Annotated in this window: 17 protein-coding genes; 1 reads left to right on the forward strand and 16 read right to left on the reverse strand. The window is 50.9% G+C overall.

What is annotated here, in order from left to right; all coding sequences use genetic code 11:
* The first annotated feature begins 42 nt into the window (after positions 1–42).
* On the forward strand, positions 43–477 hold the full coding sequence (locus P157_RS14620; protein WP_051598629.1) for a MarR family winged helix-turn-helix transcriptional regulator: 435 nt from the start codon (positions 43–45) through the stop codon (positions 475–477).
* 642 nt (positions 478–1,119) lie between these two features.
* On the opposite strand, the gene P157_RS0112445 is transcribed toward P157_RS14620, so the two are convergent.
* From P157_RS0112445 to ispG, 16 genes are all read right to left on the reverse strand, one after another.
* Positions 1,120–1,926 carry an MBL fold metallo-hydrolase gene (locus P157_RS0112445; RefSeq protein WP_037368370.1) on the reverse strand — a complete coding sequence of 269 codons (807 nt, stop codon included), beginning with the start codon at positions 1,924–1,926 and terminating at the stop codon, positions 1,120–1,122.
* A gap of 48 nt (positions 1,927–1,974) precedes the next feature.
* Positions 1,975–2,697 (reverse strand): ribonuclease III, encoded by a 723-nt coding sequence (gene rnc, locus P157_RS0112450; protein ID WP_026761280.1) that lies wholly within the window; start codon positions 2,695–2,697, stop codon positions 1,975–1,977.
* Between the two features lie 14 nt (positions 2,698–2,711).
* Positions 2,712–3,956 carry a beta-ketoacyl-ACP synthase II gene (fabF, locus tag P157_RS0112455; RefSeq protein ID WP_026761281.1) on the reverse strand — a complete coding sequence of 415 codons (1,245 nt, stop codon included), beginning with the start codon at positions 3,954–3,956 and terminating at the stop codon, positions 2,712–2,714.
* 33 nt (positions 3,957–3,989) lie between these two features.
* Positions 3,990–4,934 carry an NAD(P)H-dependent flavin oxidoreductase gene (locus P157_RS0112460; protein ID WP_026761282.1) on the reverse strand — a complete coding sequence of 315 codons (945 nt, stop codon included), beginning with the start codon at positions 4,932–4,934 and terminating at the stop codon, positions 3,990–3,992.
* Between the two features lie 88 nt (positions 4,935–5,022).
* The gene (locus tag P157_RS0112465; protein ID WP_014423880.1) at positions 5,023–5,250 is read right to left on the reverse strand and encodes an acyl carrier protein; all 228 of its coding nucleotides are present in this window, start codon (positions 5,248–5,250) and stop codon (positions 5,023–5,025) included.
* Positions 5,251–5,290: 40 nt separating this feature from the next.
* Complete coding sequence (gene fabG / locus P157_RS0112470) at positions 5,291–6,034, reverse strand: 3-oxoacyl-[acyl-carrier-protein] reductase (protein WP_026761283.1); 744 nt, start codon at positions 6,032–6,034, stop codon at positions 5,291–5,293.
* A gap of 1 nt (position 6,035) precedes the next feature.
* Positions 6,036–6,980 carry an ACP S-malonyltransferase gene (fabD, locus tag P157_RS0112475; protein ID WP_026761284.1) on the reverse strand — a complete coding sequence of 315 codons (945 nt, stop codon included), beginning with the start codon at positions 6,978–6,980 and terminating at the stop codon, positions 6,036–6,038.
* A gap of 19 nt (positions 6,981–6,999) precedes the next feature.
* Complete coding sequence (gene fabK / locus P157_RS0112480; protein WP_026761285.1) at positions 7,000–7,947, reverse strand: enoyl-[acyl-carrier-protein] reductase FabK; 948 nt, start codon at positions 7,945–7,947, stop codon at positions 7,000–7,002.
* A 53-nt stretch (positions 7,948–8,000) separates the two neighbouring features.
* Positions 8,001–9,020, reverse strand: a complete 1,020-nt coding sequence (gene plsX / locus P157_RS0112485; protein WP_026761286.1) for a phosphate acyltransferase PlsX — start codon at positions 9,018–9,020, stop codon at positions 8,001–8,003.
* A gap of 15 nt (positions 9,021–9,035) precedes the next feature.
* Entirely contained in the window at positions 9,036–9,596 is a 561-nt protein-coding gene (gene fapR, locus P157_RS0112490; protein ID WP_026761287.1) for a transcription factor FapR, read from the reverse strand.
* Positions 9,597–9,764: 168 nt separating this feature from the next.
* A complete protein-coding gene (gene rpmF / locus P157_RS0112495; protein ID WP_026761288.1) occupies positions 9,765–9,944 on the reverse strand; it encodes a 50S ribosomal protein L32 in 180 nt (59 codons plus the stop codon).
* A gap of 33 nt (positions 9,945–9,977) precedes the next feature.
* The gene (locus P157_RS0112500) at positions 9,978–10,478 is read right to left on the reverse strand and encodes a YceD family protein (RefSeq protein WP_026761289.1); all 501 of its coding nucleotides are present in this window, start codon (positions 10,476–10,478) and stop codon (positions 9,978–9,980) included.
* Between the two features lie 55 nt (positions 10,479–10,533).
* Positions 10,534–10,995: an RpiB/LacA/LacB family sugar-phosphate isomerase gene (locus P157_RS0112505; protein ID WP_026761290.1), complete on the reverse strand. Its 462-nt coding sequence runs from the start codon at positions 10,993–10,995 to the stop codon at positions 10,534–10,536.
* Between the two features lie 252 nt (positions 10,996–11,247).
* Positions 11,248–12,471: a dicarboxylate/amino acid:cation symporter gene (locus P157_RS0112510; RefSeq protein WP_026761291.1), complete on the reverse strand. Its 1,224-nt coding sequence runs from the start codon at positions 12,469–12,471 to the stop codon at positions 11,248–11,250.
* A gap of 189 nt (positions 12,472–12,660) precedes the next feature.
* Positions 12,661–14,382 carry a proline--tRNA ligase gene (locus P157_RS0112515; RefSeq protein WP_026761292.1) on the reverse strand — a complete coding sequence of 574 codons (1,722 nt, stop codon included), beginning with the start codon at positions 14,380–14,382 and terminating at the stop codon, positions 12,661–12,663.
* On the reverse strand, positions 14,369–15,451 hold the full coding sequence (gene ispG, locus P157_RS0112520; protein ID WP_026761293.1) for a flavodoxin-dependent (E)-4-hydroxy-3-methylbut-2-enyl-diphosphate synthase: 1,083 nt from the start codon (positions 15,449–15,451) through the stop codon (positions 14,369–14,371). Before ispG ends, P157_RS0112515 begins: the two co-directional genes overlap by 14 nt.
* Between the last annotated feature and the right edge of the window lie 4 nt (positions 15,452–15,455).

The raw sequence follows: 15,455 nt of genomic DNA on the forward strand, positions 1-15,455 counted from the left end.
TATTATATTCATGTAAAAGTCAAGGAATAAAGGAGTCATATCATGGAAGCCCAAGTATCACCCAGTTTATCCCAGCAATTTGTGGAAATCATGGTGCTCTTGCATAATAATTTCGGCAGACAGACACAGGTGCCGCTGCCCCTCAATCAGTTCGGCGTATTGTGTGTTCTCATGGACACGCAGGGACTGACGATTACGGATATCAGCCGCCAGCTCAATATCTCCAAGCAACAGATGACCAACATCATCGACAAGCTGGTCAGTGCAGGTTATGTAAGCAAGGAACCAGACCCAGTTGACCGGCGCCGCCTGGTCATTACCATCAGCCGCAAGGGCAAGAAACTGCTCGAAGAACATATGGAACAGTTCCGCCAGCGCTTTGAAAGCCACGCCCAGAATTTAACACGGGATGAACGCCAGGAACTGGCCACCATCCTGCGCCGCTACTATGAACTGATTAACAAAATGTTTGCATAAGAACCCCAAAAGCCCGCTGAACAAAAACGTCAGCGGGCTTCTATTAAATTGCAGTTTGTTAGTTCGTGGTAAAGATATCCCGTTCATACGAAGTTGAGGGGTGAACGAGGAGTGATTTTTCTGTTTTCCGCTAAACGACCCCCTCGCAAAAGAGGGATGTCCAGTTACCTGCGCCGGGCAAGCCAACGGCGCTGCTTTCAGCATATTTGCTTAGCTGATTTCTATAGGGGCCGGCCTTCACTTCGTTCAGGCAGTCGCTCCCTACAGAAAAATCACTCCTCGTTCGCCCCAAGCCACAAACTATACTATTGCCACGAACTCGTTACTCCCGTAACAAGAACATCGATGTACTTGCTGCTTATCGCTGCGAAAATGACGGTTTGTACGGACATCACTTAGGGGGAGGTGGTGATGCTTTTCGCCGTGGAACGACTGTCCGAACGCAGTGAGGACTGGCCCACAAACGGCACTGACTAAAAACTAGGATGAACATACGCGCCGCCGGTCTTGCCCGGCGCAGGTAGCTAAAAGTCCATACATTTACTTGTGGGTCATTCAGTGCAACGGCGAAAAGTATTACCACCTCCGCCCAAACTGAGCTGTAACAGATTGCGTTTAAGCTCGTATGGTCGAACTGCAATTTTAGATTTCGATTACATCCAAATCATCCGGCACGAAGATATTGCCGTGATAATATTCCTTAGCTTCAGCGGTGTAATCCGCCTTGCGCGTGGCAATGTGCTTGTCCTCCGTATGGTAGAGCACGAGATTCTTCACGCCCAGTTCTTCAGCCAGTTCGCTGGCTTCTTTGACCGTGCTGTGATTTTTCTCGTAGGGTTTGAACACATCCCGGTCCTTGTACTGACAGAAGGCTTCGGCCAGTAGCCAATCAGCTTTTTCCGCATACTGCCGGGCGTGTTCGTTGTAAGGTTCATCGCCCAGACAGGTGAACTTTAAGCCATCGGCAAACTTGAGTTCATAGCCGAACTGCTTGGCCTTGGTGGACATGATATCAAAAGCCGTCATGCAGAACTGTGGCAGGTCAACACGCTGGCCGTCTGTCACTTCATGAAGCAGGATATCCGTGCCCACCCGCGCAAAGTCTTTTTTCTTGAGCGTCATAGCCGACATCTTTTCGAGCATATCCTTAACTACATCATGGCAGTAGATATGGAACTGGCCCTCGAATTTGCCTTTGTTCATGAGGTCAGCCACCTTGCGGATAATCCAGACCACACCAAGTACATGGTCGGTATGGCCATGGGTTACGAACATATGATGGCATTTATTGTAGTCAAACTTCGTGACTTCGAGCTGGCGCAGAATGCCATTGCCACCGCCGGCATCGGTCAGGAACAGACTGCCGTCCTCCAATTCCAGAAAGAAACAAGTGTTAAAGCATTTCGTGGCCATGGCAAAGCCAGTGCCGAGGATAACCAACTTTCGCATAAAAATCTCCTCCTCCAAGCCTTCCTTTCAAGGGGAAGGCTTTACTGCTTACCTCGTTGGTGCTATCTTTGCCAACGCTTCCTTCGCAGCTTTTTGTTCGGCCTCTTTTTTGCTCCTGCCGGTGCCGGTGCCCATAACCTTGCCGGTAATTTTGACATGAAAGGTAAAGGTCTTGTCATGGTCGGGGCCGGATGTACTCACCAGTTCATAACTGACCGTCTGCTGGGCTTCCTGATAGACCACTTCCTGCAGGATGGTCTTGTAATCCTTGAGGATACCTCCCTGCTCCACCTGTTTGAACAGAGGCATAAGCTGACGAGTGACATAATCCTTGGCAACTTCCCAGCCCTGGTCCAGATAAATAGCACCGATTACCGCTTCGAACACGTCTTCCAAATTGGTCTGGCGGTCGCGGCCGCCGCTCATTTCTTCGCCGTGCCCGAGCAGCAGGTAATCGCCCAAATGAAGCGTCCGCGCAAGTTCCGCAAGGCTGGTGGAGCAGACAATGCTGGCTCTGGTCTTGGTCAGCTGACCTTCGGGCATCTGCGGGAACTGCATATAAAGATAGGTGCTGGAGGCAAGCTCCAGCACCGCATCTCCCAAAAATTCGAGACGTTCATTATGGACGATGTTTTTTTCTTTGGCTTCATTGGCATAGGAAGAATGTATCAAAGCCTTATGCAGCAGGGTTAAGTCCTTAAACTCCACACCCAAACGTGCCGAAAGCTCCAAAAGCTCTCCCTTGCGTTTAGCCGTTAATGTATCTCCCATCGCCCGTTAACCTCTTATTCTGCGTACTTCTTCAGCAGCAGGCAGGCATTGTGGCCGCCGAAACCGAAGGAGTTGGACATAGCGGCACGAACCGTCTTAGCTTTGGCCTTGTTGGGCACATAGTCGAGGTCGAGGCCTTCGTCCGGAGTTTCGTAGTTGATGGTCGGCGGAAGCATATCGTTTTCGATAGCCATAGCCGTAGCGATTGCTTCAACACCACCGGCAGCACCGAGCATATGGCCCGTCATGGACTTAATGGAGGAAACGGAAACATTCTTTGCTGCTTCGCCCCATACAGCCTTGATGGCTTCGGTTTCGCCCTGGTCGTTGAGGTGCGTGGAAGTACCATGTGCATTTACATAGTCAACTTCTTCAGCCTTCATGCCGGCATCATCAAGAGCCAGCTGCATGCACTTAGCCTGGAATTCACCATGGGGTGCCGGGCTCGTCATGTGGTAAGCATCGGAGTTTGCACCATAGCCGACTACTTCAGCGTAGATATGTGCACCGCGAGCTTTTGCATGGTCGAGGCTTTCGAGGATTACGAGGCCTGCGCCTTCGCCCATAACGAAACCGCTGCGGTTCTTGTCGAACGGACGGGAAGCATGCTGCGGGTCATCGTTGTGATCCATGCAGAGTGCCTTCATAGCAGCAAAACCTGCTACAGCAGCTTCGGAAACAGCAGCTTCCGTACCACCAGCTACCATTACATCGGCATCACCGCGCTGAATTACACGGAAAGCATCACCGATGCAGTTGGAACCCGTAGCGCAAGCCGTAACCGTGCAGCTGGACGGACCATGGAGCTTGTAGGTGATAGCCACCTGACCAGCAGCCATGTTCGCAATCATCATCGGCACGAAGAACGGGCTGATGCGGGAAGGTCCTTTGGCAAAGAACTTCTCATACTGGCTATGCATGGTTTCGATACCACCGATACCCGTACCGATGAAGGTACCAACGCGGTCCAGATTTTCCTTTTCAAGATCCAGGCCGGCATCTTTGATGGCGAGATCTGCAGCTGCTACAGCAAACTGCGTGTAACGGTCCATACGCTTGGATTCTTTCTTGTCAATGTACTGGGTCGGGTCAAAGTCCTTAACTTCACCAGCAATCTGCGCCGTGAATTCAGAAGCGTCGAAACGGCTGATCTTATCAATACCGTTGCGGCCTTCCATCAGGCCTTTCCAGAATTCATCCTTGCCCGTACCGATCGGGGTAATGGCACCTACACCAGTGATAACTACGCGATTACTCAAAACGAATAACTCCTCTCATTATATATAGCGATGTCAGTTGGCAGCTTCGGCTTCTGCTACAAGCTGCTCGAAAATTTCATGCACGGTCATAATCTTGTCGATACGCGGCATATATTCGCCCGTAAAGACCAGACCTGTTTCCACATCGCCCTGCTGTGCCCGGGTCAGGGCACGAATGATGCAGAAATTGTGCTTGCACGCCTTCAGGCAGGCATCACACTGCGTCGGAGGTACAGGACCTTCCATAACTCTGGCCGAGAACGGCGTGCGTACAGCACGGCCTGGCAGGCCGACAGGGCTATGGATAACCACAATATCCTCCGGTTTGGATTTCAGATAATATTCTTTGAGGGCCGGTGCCGCATTGCTTTCCTCGCAGGCTGCGAACCGGGAACCCATCTGAACGCCAGCTGCGCCCAGCTTTATAAAATCAACGATGTCCTGGCCATGAAGTGCACCACCAGCTGCAATCACAGGAATCTTTACAGCGGAGCTGACATCAGCGATGAGGTCACGCACCGAAGTATCGGTTCCCAGATGGCCGCCAGCTTCCTTGCCTTCCAGCACGATAGCGGCTGCGCCAAGACGCTCTGAAATTTTAGCTAATTTAACGGAAGAAACGATAGGAACGATCGGCGTTCCGGATTCCTTCCCCAGTGCAAACATATCACGGGAAAAACCAGCTCCGGCTACCACAAGGTCGATGCCTTCATCAATAGCCACCTTCACCACTTCGGCAAAGTCGTTAGCTGCTACCATGATATTGATACCGATGATACCAGACGTAAGCGAACGTGCGAGCCGGATTTCATAACGCAGTTCGTCATGGCTCATGCCCGATGCCGCAATGAGGCCGATACCGCCCTCATTGGCAACTGCTGCCGCCAGACGGGCTGTGGACAAGCGAATCGCCATACCGCCCTGTTGGATAGGAATGCGGGCGACTTTATTGCCTATTTTCAGCTCTGGAAGTTTCAATGTTACTCCTCCAATCAAGCTTACCTACCTTGAAAAATCCCGCGAAAACAAGTTTCACGGGATTTTCAAACAGGTAAGACGCTCAAACTTATTTGTTCTGGTCTATGTAGGTAACTACGTCCTGAACGCTCTTGATCTTCTCAGCAGCTTCGTCCGGAATTTCAATGTTGAATTCTTCTTCGAAAGCCATGATCAGCTCAACAATATCCAGGGAGTCAGCTCCCAGGTCATCGATGAAAGTGGACTCGAGGGCAACCTCGTCAGCCTCAACACCTAACTGCTCAACAACGATATCTCTTACTTTATCAAAAGTCATGAAGTTTCACCTCCTTAAATTGATGTCCTATATAGTTATATCACATTACCATGCCACCGTCTACATTGATGACCTGGCCGGTGATATAGGATGCATTATCCGATACCAGGAACGCTACAGCGTTTGCCACATCTTCCGGCGTACCCATGCGGTTCAAGGGAATCCCCGTCAGCGTCATTTCCTTTGCCTTGTCCGTCATGGCTGCCGTCATATCCGTGTCAATAAAGCCCGGTGCTACCATGTTCACCGTAATGCCGCGAGCCGCCAATTCCTTAGCTGCGGATTTGGAGAACCCAATTACGCCAGCCTTGGCAGCTGCGTAGTTGGTCTGACCTGCGTTACCCATGAGGCCAACGACAGAAGCCATATTGATGATACGGCCGCTGCGCTTCTTCATCATGAGCTTGGAAACAAGCTTCGTGCAGTAGAACACGCCCTTGAGGTTCGTATTGATTACTGCGTCGAAATCCTCATCCTTCATGCGCATCATGAGACCATCACGCGTGATACCGGCATTGTTTACCAGAATATCAATCTGGCCGAAAGCTTCTACCGTGGCATTTACCATGGCTTCAACAGCGGTGCTGTCTGCCACGTCAGCCTGCACGAGAATGGCCTCGCCGCCATTCTTCTCAATTTCCGCCTTGACTTCTTCAGCCTTGGCCGTGTTGCCTGCATAGTTGATGGCAACCTTGGCGCCTTCAGCGGCCAGCTTCAAGGCAATGGCCCGGCCAATGCCTCGGGAAGCACCCGTAACGAGGGCAACTTTTCCGTCTAAAAGCATATTAGCGAACCTCCTTGAAATAGTCAAGAGTTTTTTGCAGGGATTCGATATTTTCCACGTTCATGCTGGTAAGGCTCTTGTCGATACGACGGTTGAAGCCGCAGAGCGTCTTGCCTGGGCCAGCTTCTACGAAGGTATCAGCGCCGAATTCCTGCATGGTCTTCACGCAGTCAATCCACTTAACCGGATGGTCTGCCTGAGCCACGAGGTTAGCCTTGATATCAGCAGCGCTTTCTTCAAGCTTGCCCGTGTAGTTGGAAACTACGGGAATCTTCGCATCGCGGATGTCAACCTTGTCAAGTTCAGCAGCCAGCTTCACAGCTGCAGGTTTCATCAGAGTGGAATGGAACGGAGCGGATACCGGCAGGATAACTGCCTTCTTGGCACCAGCTTCTTTAAGCATTTCCACAGCAGCTTCAACGCCTGCAGTAGTACCGGCGATAACCGTCTGGCCGGGGCAGTTGAAGTTAACAGCCTGCACTTCGCCAGCTTTTTCCGTAGCCTTGGCGCAAGCATCCACGATTACTTCATCGGAAAGGCCGATGATGGCTGCCATGCCGCCCTGACCAACAGGTACAGCTTCCTGCATAAACTGACCGCGCTTATGCACGAGCAACACTGCATCCTGGAAGTTCATGACATCAGCAGCAACGAGAGCGGAATATTCGCCCAGGCTGTGACCGCCAACAACATCCGGCTGAACGCCATGTTCCTTCAAAATTTCATTGGCAATTACGCTCATGGTGAGGATTGCCGGCTGCGTGTTCGCCGTCAGCTTCAAATCCTCTGCCGGACCTTCAAAGCACATGTCCTTAATGGAATAGCCCAGTGCTTCATCCGCTTCCTTAAAGAGCTTCTTCGCTACTTCATACTGCTCACAGAAGTCCTTGCCCATGCCTACGGCCTGAGCACCCTGACCTGGGAATACAAATGCTAATTTATTCAAGAATATAACCCCCAATTAATTACTTGCAATTCCCCTGAATAGAATCTATAACATTTGGCAAACCGCCAACAATGTCTTCAATAATCTGTTTTACGGGCTTAATATCGCTGAGCATACCGGAAATCTCGCCAATCATGACGGAACCATTTTCCACATCACCTTTGTGCGTAGCGAGGTGCAGCGTGCCTGCGCCCAACTTTTCCAGTTCTTCAGCAGATGCACCGGCTGCCTCCATCTCCTCGTACTTGCGGGAGAGTTTGTTGGCGATAATACGTGCCGGATGGCCCAGGCTCTTACCCGTAACAACCGTGGAACGGTCTTTGGCCTTGAGTACCAGCTTCTTGTAGTTCTCATGCGCAATGCACTCCTCACTGAGTACAAAGCGGGAACCCATCTGTACAGCCTGTGCGCCGAGTGCAAAAGCTGCTGCCATACCACGGGAATCACCGATACCGCCAGCACCGATTACCGGTACATCAACAGCATCCACAACCTGCGGCAGCAGGGCCATGGTCGTAATTTCACCGATATGACCGCCAGATTCCGTACCTTCGGCGATAACGGCATCAGCACCAGCACGAACCAGACGCTTAGCCAGAGCAACGGAAGCTACTACCGGAATAACCTTGGTACCGATTTCCTTAAGTGCCGGCATGTATTCGCCAGGGTTACCAGCACCAGTCGTGATGACCGGAACTCTTTCATCGATAACAACCTGCATTACTTCCTTAACAAAGGGGCTCATCAGCATGATGTTCACGCCGAAGGGCTTATCCGTCCAACCCTTGCACTTCTGAATCTCTGCCCGCAGAACATCTGGTGGCATATGGCCGGCACCAATAATGCCGAGACCGCCGGCATTGGATACTGCCGAAGCCAGTTCAGCCGTACCAATCCAAGCCATGCCGCCTTGGAAAATCGGGTACTTTATGTTCAGTAACTTACAGATTGCATTGTTTTCAAACATTAAATACGTCCTCCTTAGCCTCTCTCAACGCTGGATTCCTCGTCCGGCCACGATTAAGACTCTTTCGTTAACATTTCTTCTTGTTCCAGGGTTTCCTTGATATGCTCCAGCACCTTGCCGTTCACATAATCATTGGCTACGCCAATAGCACTGCAAATGGACTTGGCATTGGACGAACCATGGCTGATGATGCAAACGCCGTTAACACCTAAAAGAGGTGCCCCGCCGTATTCGGAAGCATCCAGACGCTTGCCCAGCTTCTTGAGCGTCGGCATCAGGAGCAGCGCTCCAAGCTTTGCCAGAATGCCGCCATCTTTGATGGCTTCCTTAATCAGCTTCATGATGGTCTTTGCTAAGCCCTCTGCAAATTTTAACACAACATTGCCCACAAATCCATCACAAATTACAACATCGAAGTTGCCCTTGGGAATATCACGGCCTTCTGCATTGCCGCAGAAGTTTATACTGTGCAGTTCCTTCAGCAGAGGATAAGTCTCACGGGCCTGTTCGTTGCCCTTCGTCTCCTCCTCGCCGATATTTAAGAGCCCCACCCGGGGATTTTTGATTCCGAACACATACTCGGCATAAATAGAACCCATCATACCGCTCTGTACCAAATGAATGGGCTTGGAGTCCACATTGGCACCGGAGTCGAGCATCAGCGTTACGCCCTTGGTCGTCGGAATCGGCGTTGCAATGGTCGGACGGCCAATGCCCTTGATGCGTTTCAAGATGAGCTGGGCTGCTGTAACGGCTGCCCCTGTACTGCCTGCGGAAAGCACTGCATCACACTGCCCATCCTTGACGAGCCTCGTCGCCACAACCACGGAAGAATCTTTCTTCGTCCGCACTGCATCAGCAGGATGTTCATCCATCTCAATAACCTGACTGGTATGGTGAATCGTAATACCAAGCTTTTCCCAGCCCGTTTCCCGCTTCAATACCTCGCGGATTTTTTCCTCATCACCAACCAGTACGATTTCACAACCGTATTTTTTCGCTGCCCGTACGGCACCGAAAACGATTTGTTCCGGGGCAAAGTCCCCGCCCATTGCATCAACTGCAATTTTCACGAATCTATTTCCCCCTTACTTTTCTCCCCACGAAACCACGATGAATTTCGCTCGGAAAACTTCTTGGGTCTCATTATGGGTCTTGACCCATATAAAATATTTATTGCCGCGTACCTTGACGATTTCCGCCTTGGCAATCAGCTTTTCGCCCACATGAACAGGCACCTTGTACTTCACATTGGCCACACCAGTAACCGCCATTGGCGCATCGACAATGGCCATGGCCAGCGAATCGGCCTGGGAGAACATGAAGTGTCCCTTGGCAATTTGGGTCTTGCCAAAGACCATGTCCTCCGTGATTTTCAACAGGGAAATGCCCGAATGACCAAGCTCCAGGTCGATAAGCTCACCCACCACTTCATTGCTCTGGATGGCCTTTACCTTGTTCTGCGCATTTTCCGCCATCTTCCTGATACGTCCGCGTAATTCAGGAATGCCCAATTCCAGACGATCGAGGCGGATGGTCTGAACGCTGACGTCCAGCTGCTTGGCCAGTTCCTCATCGGTGAGGAAGGGCTTGTTCTTGACCTTCTCAATCAGCTGTTCCTGACGGATTTTCTTCTTCACTCTTGCCATTCGTACACCTCCTTCCGAAATTAGTACCTGCTATTACAATCTCATAACATTGCCTATTATACGTTGTACATACTAAAAATGCAAGGGGCAAATGTCATTTATTTCCAGAAGCCCTTATCCGGCAAAAGAAATAAGCAGGACTATGCCGTCCTGCTTATATATTTTTGCTTATTCAGCTGCAGCAACAACCTCTTTGCCGTCATAGTAGCCGCATTCAGGGCATACATGATGGGGCATCTTCGGTTCGTGGCACTGGGGGCAAGCAACGTAGCCCGGAGCCTCCAGCTTCCAATTAGCACGGCGCTGGTCGCGGCGAGCCTTGGACATTTTTCTCTTTGGAACTGCCATTTCGGATACACCTCCTTGAAACTAGCTTTATGCTTAGTCTTTCTTCAATAATTGCTGTAATGCTGCCATGCGCGGGTCCGGCACAAAGCGGTCACAACCGCAATCGCCTTCATTTAAGTTATGCCCGCACTTCGGGCAAAGCCCCTTGCAATCGGGCTTGCATATATTACTGAGGGACTGGGCCGCCAGCAGGGTATCCCGTACCATATCCTCAATGTCCAACAAATCCCCGCTAAAGACATTTACCGAATCGTCCTCGCCTTCATCACGGGTGAAGTCCTCGGAAAATTCATGTACCTGCTCCTCACGGCAATCTGTCAGACAGCGATTGCAAACGAAAGTCTTAACCACTTCTATCTTGCCGCTGACGCGCCAACGCATGCCTGTATAAACTACAGTCCCTGTGACCTTTATGGGGTCTTCGAACTTGTAATCATCACTTAGGGCATCCAATTCAGCTGCTGTCACCGCAAAAGAAAAGGGCAGCTCCCTGCCTAAATCAGTTTGTAATTCAGCAATATTAATATTCATCATTTCAGCATCAACCTCGAACTATTTTAACAGTTGCTACCCCGTTTGTCAACGCATTTTACTTGACGGCTACCGTATGCTCTGCGTCAATCTGCTTAACCTTTTCTACGCGGCGCACATATTTTTCGGCCGTCAGCGGGTCCGTATGCATCCAGGTCTTCACCGTTTCCATCGCGATAGCGCCGCCAATAATCTTGCCGCCCAGGCAAAGTACGTTGGAATCGTTATGCTGACGAGCCAATGCTGCACAGAACGGGTCCTGGCAGACAACGGCAAAGATGCCGCGCAACTTGTTGGCAATCATAGCACTGCCATAGCCTACGCCATCCACAAAAATGCCGCGCTCACATTCGCCCTTGGCTACAGCCGTTGCTGCCGGCAGGACAAAATCCGACAGGTCGCAGGATTCTTCATCATAAGTACCAAAATCCTTGACCTCATGGCCTTCGCTTTCCAGATACTTCTTGATTTCCTCTTTAAGCCGCGTTCCGGCATGGTCATTGGCCATTGCAATTTTCATTAGAAAAACCTCCCGTTACAATCCATTAACGATAATATGATTGTAGCGAGAGGGAAATTGTTTGTCAATATTTTCAGAGGTTAAGTTCGTGGCACGAGACGGCGGGTAGGGATATGTAATGTACGCAATAAGCCCGGTGACTGATGATGCTTTCCGTCGCGTTAGGCAAGCCTGCATAAGCAGAGGAAAGTATTATCAGCCACCGGGCGTCTTAGAACAGCAATGTTAGCCGAATCCTAAAGCTGTGGTAATTTATGCCTGAGCCCCAGCTGCACTGCTGTCATATTTCTTTTCTTCCTGATCCATCACGATGGTCACTGCACCATCACCCGTGATATTCAGGCAGGTACGGAACATATCAAGAACACGGTCGATACCAGCTACAAGAGCCAGACCTTCAAGTGGCAGGCCTGCCGTCTGCAGTACCATGGCCAGCATGATAAGACCAGCGCCCGGAACACCTGCGGTACCGATGGAAGCCAGCGTACCCGTCAGGATAATCATGAGCATCTGTCCCATGGTCAGGTCAATGCCGAACACATTTGCCACGAACAAGGAACAAACGCCCATGTAAAGAGCCGTGCCGTCCATGTTGATGGTAGCACCCAGCGGCAGAACGAAGGAAGAAACTTCACGGGATACCCCGAGTTTTTCCTGGCAGTTCTTCATGTTAATCGGCAGAGCTGCTGCACTGGAGCAGGTAGTGAAAGCAATCATCATCGCTTCACTCATACCGCGGAAGAATTCCATCGGCGTATGGCCGCCCCAAACGCGGGCCAGCGAGGAGTAAACCACAATGGCATGAATCACGCAGCCAACAGCTACACAGCCGATAACAGACATCAGCGGCAGAAGGACTGCCGGACCATTTTTCGCTACTACCGGCAAAAGCAGGGCAAATACACCAATGGGTGCAAACTGCATGACGATGCCGATGATTTTGTAGGTAACTTCAGCGGCAGCATCAAAGAACTTAATCAAAAGCTGTGCGCGTTCGCCGCCCACCTGGACAATACCAATGCCCACGAACAGGGAAAAGACGATAACCGGCAGAATCTGTGCTTTCGCCATGGCATCAATGGGGTTCGCCGGAATCATTGCCACCAGCACCTGCATAAGGCTAGGAGCTTCTTTCACTTTTACTGCAGCATTACTCGTGAGATCCAGCCCCGTCCCCGGGCTGACAATACCGGCAATACCGAAACCAATCAAAATAGCCACAGCCGTGGTCAGCAGATACAGACATACGGTCTTAGCACCAATACGACCCAGCTTTTTGGTATCCCCCAGGCTGGTCATACCAACCACCAATGAGAAGAACACTACCGGTACAATCATCATCTTAATCAGATTAATGAAGATGGTACCAATCGGTGCAATCCACCAGTTGATGAAGGACAGAGCGGGCTCGCCAGCAATCAGGCCAACCACTACGGAGAGAACCAGAGCGATAAAAATTTTGATGGAAAGATTCATACTATCACTCCCTTTACAATAAAAACTTAATAAATGCGCTTCCATCTGTCTTTATTATACGGAATATTGTAACAACAGTCTAGCATTTACAGTTATGTGTACATGTATACTTGTTCACAATAATCTCTCCAATAAAAAAACTGACATGTCAATTCGGAATTGACATGTCAGGAGAGTATTTCTTTCTATTTACAGAGTTGCCAGTATTTCTTTTACTTTATCGAGATATTCTTCGCGGCTGACGGTGAACATTTCGCCCGTCTTGCGCACCTTGATTTCAATCTGATTTTCTTCCACAGCCTTGGGGCCGACGACTACGCGCAGAGGATAGCCAATGAGGTCACAGTCCTTGAACTTGACACCGGCACGTTCCTTGCGGTCATCGAGCAGCGTATCAAAACCTGCAGCCTTGCATTCCTTGTAGATTTCTTCGGAATAAGCCAGCTGGTCTTCCTTCTTGGCGTTGACGGCTACGACAACGACTTCGAACGGCGCAATGGCACGCGGCCAGATGATGCCGTTTTCATCGTTGTTCTGCTCGATGGCAGCAGCCATCGTACGGCCTACGCCGATACCATAGCAGCCCATGTAGAGCGGCTGCTGCTTACCCTGCTCATCGAGGAACATGGCGCCCATAGCCTGGCTGTACTTCGTGCCCAGCGTGAACACCTGACCAGCTTCAATGCCGCGGGTCATCTTCATCGATGCACCGCAATGCGGGCAGGCGTCGCCTTCCTTGACCATGCGCAGGTCGGTGACGATAATGCCTTCGGCGTTGAAATCACGCTTGGGGTTGACGTTCTTGTAGTGTGCATCCACTTCATTAGCACCGGCTACGGCATTGTGCATATTCATAACCGTCGGGTCAACGAGCACAATTACATCTTCACTCGGCTTAATGCCAATCGCACTCATAAAGCCCGGACAGCCGCCAGCATTCTTGATGGCTTCATCTTCGGCCATCGTGAGTTCCAGCGCACCCTCTACCTGATTGATAACCTTGACTTCATTGACATCATGGTCACCGCGGACAAAGGCCAACACAAGCTTGCCGTTATCAGACTGGTAAGCGACAGCCTTGATGGTCTTTTCGATAGGCACGTTCAAGAACTCTACAAGGCTTTCAATCGTGTTGGTACCCGGCGTAGCCACTTTTTCCAAGGGCAGTTCGTTTTCGTCAGTAGCTTCGATGGGGCTAAGTGCAGCTTTTTCATCGCTGGCCGCGTAGTCACACTTCGTGCAGTATGCAATGTTGGATTCACCGGCTTCAGCCAGCACCGTGAACTCGTGGGAGTGGCCACCACCGATAGCACCGTTATCGGCCTCTACCGGACGGAATTCGAGGCCCATGCGGGTGTAGATGTTCGTATAAGCATCATACATCTTCTGATAGGACACATTCATGCCCTCAATATCCTTATCGAAGGAATACAAATCCTTCATGATGAATTCGCGGCTGCGCATGAGACCGAAACGCGGACGGCGCTCGTCGCGGAACTTATCCTGAATCTGATAGAGCATCAACGGCAGCTGCTTGTAGGAGCTGACTTCGTCACGCACCAAATCCGTAATCATTTCCTCATGCGTCGGGCCAAGGCAGAAATTACGGCCATGACGGTCTTTAATGCGCATCATTTCATCGCCATAAGCTGCCCAGCGGCCGCTTTCTTCCCAAAGCTCGGACGGCTGCAGAATCGGCATACCGATTTCCTGACCACCGGCGGCATCCATTTCCTCGCGGATGATTTCTTCAATCTTACGGATGACGCGCCAGCCCAAAGGCAGGTAGGTATACATACCACCGGCAACTTTACGAATCATACCCGCACGGTACATAAGCTGATGGCTGGCAATCTCGGCTTCTGCCGGCGTATTGCGCAGCGTAGGTGCATATAAATTACTTGCTCGCATTGTTCTTTCGTTCCTCCAATATGGCATCTATTTCTTTGAAGAGTTCTTCTACTAATTTATCTTCCGGCACTTTGCGGATGATTTCCCCCTTGCGGAAAATCAGGCCTTCGCCATTGCCGCCGGCAATGCCCACATCCGCACCGCGGGCTTCGCCCGGGCCATTGACCACGCATCCCATCACGGCTACATCAATGGGGTCTTGAATCCCTTCAAGCTTCTTTTCGATCTGGGCAGCAATGGCCGGCAGGTCGATGCTCGTGCGGCCGCAGGTCGGGCAGGCCACAAGAGTCGGCCCGTATTCTTTGAGGCCCAACGACTTCAAGATTTCATTGGCTACTTTTACTTCCACCACCGGGTCACCGGTCAGCGAAATGCGGAAGGTATCGCCAATGCCTTCTGAAAGCAAAGCACCAATGCCCACAGCGGATTTGATGATGCCTGTGTTCACCGTCCCTGCTTCGGTAATGCCCAAGTGCAGCGGATAATCCACCGTCTTGCTCATCAGACGATAGGCCGCCAGCGTCAAGGGCACATCATGGGCCTTAAGGGAAATCTTGAGGTCATGGAAATCCAAATCCTCCAAAATTTTCACATGCTGCATGGCCGATTCCACCAAAGCCTCCGGCGTAACTTCACCGTATTTGGCCAGAATCTTCTTGTCCAAGGACCCCGCATTTACACCGATACGGATGGGAATATGGGCTTCTTTCGCGGCTTTGACCACAGCCCGCACCTTTTCCTCACCGCCGATATTGCCAGGATTCAGGCGCAGGGCGGAAATCCCCTGCTTGATGGCTTCCAGAGCCAGTTTGTAGTCAAAATGAATATCAGCCACCAGAGGAATGTTGATTTCCTTGATGATATTGCCGAGATTCTGAGCAGCTTCCATATCCGGCACCGCCACCCGCACGATATCGCAGCCCGCATTCTGCAGAGCTTTTATCTGCGCAACCGTGGCTTTCGTATCCGTGGTCTTGGTATTGCACATGGACTGCACGGAAATCGGTGCGCCGCCGCCAATGGCGACATTACCGATATGAATCTGCCGGGTAATCTTGCGTTCAAACATTTAT

The organism is Selenomonas ruminantium AC2024 (assembly GCF_000687995.1).
GTDB classification, from domain to species: Bacteria; Bacillota; Negativicutes; order Selenomonadales; family Selenomonadaceae; genus Selenomonas_A; species Selenomonas_A ruminantium_B.